Raw genomic sequence first — 3,243 nt, 5'->3', positions numbered from 1 at the left:
GCGAGCGCAGTTCTTCTTCAGCTGTCTCCAGCGCCTGGCGCTTGGCGGCGGCATCGATGCGGGCCTGTTCCAGCTCATGCTCGATATCGACCAGGCGGGCGCGCTCGGCGAGGCGGCGGGCCGCACCGGTCGGGGCATGGGCGTCGGCGACGAAGCCGTCCCAGCGCCAGACGTCGCCTTCGAGCGACACCAGCCGCTGGCCGGTCTTCAGCTGCGCCACCAGCGCGGCACCGCGTTCCTTCGCGACCACGCCGATCTGGGCCAGACGGCGTGCCAGTTCCGGCGGCGCCTGGACGTGATCGGCCAGCCGTTCGATACCGTCCGGCAGCGAAGGATCGCTCGAGGCTTCGCCGACATTGGTCCAGCGCATCGGCGCCGAGGAATCCACGGGAGCATCGAGGTCGTCGCCGAGCACTGCGCCGATCGCCTTTTCATAGCCCTTGGCAACCGTGATGCCGTCGATGATCGGCGGCCACAGATTCTTGGTCTCGCTGGTGACGAGCTTGGAGATGGTGCGGGCTTCGGTCTCGAGCCGCTGCACGCGCTTCTCGGCTTCGGCGAGCGGATTGCGGGAGGATTCCAGCGTCTGCCGCGCGGCGGCGTGATGGGCCTCGTTCTCCTGCACCGCGGCCTCGGATTCGGCGAGCGTCTGCTGCGCCATCTCCATGGCGGCGGCGAGCGCGTCGATGTCGCCGAGATTGCCGGTCTCCTGCGCGAGCTTGGTTTCCTCGGCCTGGACGTTGGCGATCTCCTGATCGAGCCGCGCCAGCCGGTCGCGATGCGTGCGCACGCCGGCTTCGAGCTGGTTGCGCTTCGCCGTGAGGTCGGCGAGCTGCGTGGTCAGCTCGGAGAACTGGCGCTCGGTGGCGGCCAGGATCTCTTCGGCCTCGGAGACGCGCTCGTCGACGCCGGAGCGCTTCTCGACGCGCGACTTGATCTCTTCCTTGAGCTCGGCGTCTTCGGTGTCGAGCCGCTGCAACGCGACGTCGGCGTCCGACGTCTGCTGCTGCTCGCGCGCGATGTCCTGGGCGAACTGGGTGAGGCGGCGATCGAGCTCGCCGACGCGTTCCTTGGCGCGCTGCTCTTCGCGGTCGAGCATCTCGCGCGCGTTGGTCAGGCGCTGCAGGCCGGCGGCGGCGCGCGCTTCGGCGTCGCGCAGCGCCGGCAGTTCGGTGGCGCGGATCGCCTGGATGCGTGCGGCTTCCGCCTGATGCTGGGTGCGCTCCGCCATCTCGCGTACGGCGAGATCGTGTGTGCGCCCGGCGTCGTTGACGTCGGCATTGGCCTCGATCCAGCGCAGATGGAACAGCATGGCCTCGGACTTGCGCACCTTGGCCGCGACCTCGCGATAGCGGATCGCCTGGCGGGCCTGCTTCTTCAGGCCTTCCATCTGGCCGGTGAGCTGGCCGATCACGTCCTCGACGCGGGTGAGGTTGGTTTCGGCCGCCTTCAGCCGCAGTTCCGCCTCGTGGCGGCGGGCATGCAGGCCGGCGACGCCGGCGGCGTCTTCCAGCACGCGGCGGCGCTGCTCCGGCTTAGCCTGGATGATTTCGCCGATCTTGCCCTGGTGGACCAGCGCCGGCGAGCGCGCGCCGGTGGCGGCGTCGGCGAACAGGATCTGCACGTCGCGGGCGCGCACGTCGCGGCCGTTGATGCGGTAGACCGAGCCGGCCTCGCGCTCGATGCGGCGGGAGATTTCGAGCAGCTGGCTGTCGTTCATCGCCGCCGGCGCCGAGCGATCGGAATTGTCGATCGTCATCACGACTTCGGCGTGGTTGCGCGCCGGACGGTTGCCGGAACCGGCGAAGATCACCGCATCCATGTCGGCGGCGCGCAGCGACTTGTGCGAGGTCTCGCCCATCGCCCAGCGCAGCGCTTCGACGAGATTGGATTTGCCGCAGCCGTTCGGTCCGACGACGCCGGTCAGGCCCGGCTCGATCATGAAATCGGTGGGTTCAACGAACGACTTGAAACCGTGCAGGCGGAGGCGCGTGAGCTTCATGTACACAAATCTCGTTTGGCCGGGCGCGAATCTCCCTGCCGTGACAATACCATGGATGGCAATGTCGGTGTCTAGGGTGAATAGCTGCGTGCAGCTCTCATGAGCGGCGACAATGGCGATGCGAGCGCGTCAGGGCAACCGCTTGAGCAAGCTTTTCCCAAGGGATTTACAAGGGATTTGCAGGGGTTTTGTGGCCTCTGCATGTCCTCGGAGATTCGCATCGCGCGAATCAAGTTTTCAACAACCAAATAATGCGACGGCCGCACACCGTGATCGCAAATCATCCACAATTATCGTGCCTCGACTCAAAACGAGGCACGATGACGTCAGATCTACAGGCGTGCGATCAGCTCTTCAGCAGCGGATCGATGCGCTTGCTGAACTCCTCGAACGAGGTCTCGCCCTTCAGCATCTCGCCATTGACGAAGAAGGTCGGCGTCGAGTTCACCTTCAGCACCTCGTTGGCGTATTTCTGGTCGGCGGCGATCTTGTCGAGCAGCTTCTGATCCTTCAGGCAGTCCTCGACCTGCTGCTGGCTGAGGCCGGCCTGCTTGCCGATCCGGGTCAGCGTCTCGGTGGTGTTCTTGACCACCCAGTCGTTCTGCTGGCGGAACAGCAGGTCGATCACGGCGAAGAACTTCGGCGCGTCGTCCTTGGCGATGCAGCGCGCCAGCATCGAGCCGGCGGCGGCCTTGATGTCGAGCGGGAATTCGCGGAACACGTAACGGACCTTGCCGCTGTCGATATAGGTCGACTTGATCTTCGGAAACACGGTCTCGTTGAAATTGGCGCAGTGCGGGCAGGTCATCGAGGCGTATTCGATGATCGTCACCTTGGCGTCCTGCGGGCCGAGCCCCATGTCGGGCAGCGACTGCGGCTTGGCGACTTCGGCGGCAGTCTGCGCGAACGCGTCCGTGATCAGGCGCAGCGGCGACAGGCCGGCGAGGGCGGCAAGCCCGGTCAGCGAGAGAGCGGTGGTGAAAGCGCGGCGCGTGATGATCAAGGTCAGCTCCCGATTGGCGCATTCACGCCAGAATGAAGGGGGTCCCGAAAAGGAAGCCTTCGCTAGCTTGAAACGACCATCGTGGCAATGCCGGGGTCTCGCGGCCGAGCCTGCGAAAAGCGTCAATTTCGCTTGATCGAGGCACCTAGCCGGGCCAGCGCCGCGCGCAGATCGTCGTCCTCGACGGCGCCGAGGTTTGCCGCCTCCCGGGCCACGGTTTTGGCATCGGGCGGGCGCG

Annotated in this window: 2 protein-coding genes and 1 pseudogene; all 3 read right to left on the bottom strand. The window is 66.2% G+C overall.

Annotation, left to right across the window (positions count from 1 at the left end; genetic code table 11):
* Window positions 1–2,002, bottom strand: a 2,002-nt coding sequence (locus H8A95_RS42225) for a chromosome segregation SMC family protein (RefSeq protein WP_229188339.1), incomplete at its 3' end; no start/stop codon positions are given.
* 346 nt (window positions 2,003–2,348) lie between these two features.
* The gene (locus H8A95_RS42220; RefSeq protein WP_229188338.1) at window positions 2,349–3,005 is read right to left on the bottom strand and encodes a DsbA family protein; all 657 of its coding nucleotides are present in this window, start codon (window positions 3,003–3,005) and stop codon (window positions 2,349–2,351) included.
* A gap of 122 nt (window positions 3,006–3,127) precedes the next feature.
* Window positions 3,128–3,243: pseudogene (locus H8A95_RS42215) on the bottom strand (DUF721 domain-containing protein); the annotation flags it as partial.

Origin of the sequence: Bradyrhizobium oropedii (assembly GCF_020889685.1) — a bacterium.
Lineage (GTDB): Bacteria > Pseudomonadota > Alphaproteobacteria > Rhizobiales > Xanthobacteraceae > Bradyrhizobium > Bradyrhizobium oropedii.
Note: the sequence above shows the minus strand (reverse complement) of the source record. Positions and strands in the feature narration are given on the sequence as shown.